This is a genomic window from Aureimonas sp. D3 (assembly GCF_001463805.1).
Classification (GTDB): Bacteria; Pseudomonadota; Alphaproteobacteria; order Rhizobiales; family Rhizobiaceae; genus Aureimonas; species Aureimonas ureilytica_A.
The window spans coordinates 1-543 of sequence record NZ_BBWM01000065.1; the positions used below are offsets into that span (position 1 = coordinate 1).

Genomic DNA, 543 nt, shown 5'->3' on the forward strand with positions numbered 1-543 from the left:
GGGAGGATCTTCGATGACCATTCTTCAGGTGGGCCTTGCGGCCGAGCTACAGGCCTATGCGGACAAGAACGGGCCGGTGACGGTCGGGCTCGCGGGCTCGGGCCAGATGGGCACGGACATGGTGGTGCAGCTCACCCTCATGCCGGGTGTCAGGCTGGGGGCTCTGTCCGAGCTGAACATCGCGGGCGCGGAGGCCGCTCTGCGCATGGCGGGCACCGAATTCGCCCACGCCGGCAGCGTCAACGACATCGACCGCGCCATCGAGGGTGGCAAGGTCGCTCTGACGCAGGATTACAAGGCGCTCTGCGCGTCGGGCCATATCGACGTGGTGATCGACGCCACGGGCAATCCCAATGTCGGCACGCTGATCGCGCTGGAAGCCTTCCGAAACGGCAAGCATGTGGTCATGCTGAATGTCGAGGCCGACATCACGATCGGCCGTTTCCTGCGCGAGGAAGCCGCCAAGGCCGGCGTCGTCTACACGGGCGCGGCGGGCGACGAGCCGGCGGCGACGATCGAGATCGTCGGCTTTGCCCAGTCGCT

Annotated in this window: 1 pseudogene; it reads left to right on the forward strand. The window is 66.9% G+C overall.

Annotation, left to right across the window (positions count from 1 at the left end):
* Positions 1 to 13 precede the first annotated feature (13 nt).
* Positions 14 to 543: pseudogene (locus AUL36_RS20010) on the forward strand (homoserine dehydrogenase); the annotation flags it as partial.